The 1,226-nt window shown below is 60.7% G+C and carries 1 protein-coding gene; it reads right to left on the reverse strand.

Annotated elements, in window-relative coordinates; translation table 11 throughout:
- Nucleotides 1-19 precede the first annotated feature (19 nt).
- Nucleotides 20-979 carry an IS110 family transposase gene (locus IGS60_RS28215; protein ID WP_121668350.1) on the reverse strand — a complete coding sequence of 320 codons (960 nt, stop codon included), beginning with the start codon at nt 977-979 and terminating at the stop codon, nt 20-22.
- Nucleotides 980-1,226 lie beyond the last annotated feature (247 nt).

Consider the following 1,226-nt stretch of genomic DNA (forward strand, 5'->3'; position numbering starts at 1 on the left):
GTAGATACTGTTATCCCCGTCAAGCGGCGTGCAAGGCCGGATCAAATATTTTTCCCGACCTGAGCACGCCGAATGCCACGTGCACCAGCTTGCGCATCATGGCGCCGATGATCAGCTTGGGCGCTTTGCCGGCGTCACGCAGACGCTGACCGAAGCGCTTGCCCCAAGGCGTCTTATGCACTGCCACCATGGCCGGCATGTACAGTGCCTTGCGCAGGAAACTGTGGCCGACCTTCGACATGCGTGGCTTGCCACGCACGCTGGAACCCGACTCGTGCTGGCGCGGATCGAGGCCCGCAAACGCCACCGCCTGCTTGGCGCTGTCGAAGCGCTCAGGATTGGCGTAGTAGGACAGCAGCACGGGAATCGTGCGCTCGCCCAGGCCAGGGATGCTATCGAGCAATTCGCGCTTGCCGCGTAAATCCGGGTCGTCATCGATATGACGGCGGATCGCCAGGATCAGCGCCTTGATCTCGGCGTCGAGCCAGGCAATATGATCCTCGATACCCTGGCGTACCGCCGCGCGCGCCACTTCAAGCCGGTTGCTTTCCTGCTGGCGCATCGCTTGCAAGGCATCGAGGCGCAGCACCAGCGCGCGCAGCGATTGCTCGGCCGGCGATGGCGCCTGCCAGGGCTCTGGCTGGCGTTCATGGGCGAAGTCGGCGATCAGCTGTGCGTCGACCTTGTCGGTCTTGGTGCGCACCAGGCGCGAAGCGCTGAAGGCCTTGATCTGGGCCGGATTGATGACACTGACCACCATGCCAAGTCCAGCGAGATATTCGGCAACCCCTTCCCAATACGTGCCCGTCGCTTCCATGCACACCCTGGGGCTGCCGGCAGCATGCTTCAGCAGCCATGCGTGGAGCGCGGTGAATCCTTGGTGGTTGTTCTCGACAACCTTGTTACGATGCTTGCCGTTGGGCAGGCGCAGCGCGCAGTCGAGCTTGGCCTTGGCAACGTCGATTCCTAAATTAAACATGCTGTGGTCCTCTTGCGATCTACCTTGCAAATGCGGGCTAACCGGCATGCCGGTGCCAAAGATACTGTCCGATCTTGACATGGAGGATGGGTAACTGGTGCGAGATCTACGGAGCTGGCTCGGGGCCTAAGGGCGGATACGGCATCCAGTTACCCGGTCTTGATATGCCTACCAAGATTTTGACAGCGGTCGATACCGTTCGCAATACCACGAACGGCATGAGGGGAATAATACAAGGTCGGATTAG

The organism is Janthinobacterium sp. FW305-128 (assembly GCF_020858135.1).
Lineage (GTDB): Bacteria > Pseudomonadota > Gammaproteobacteria > Burkholderiales > Burkholderiaceae_D > Janthinobacterium.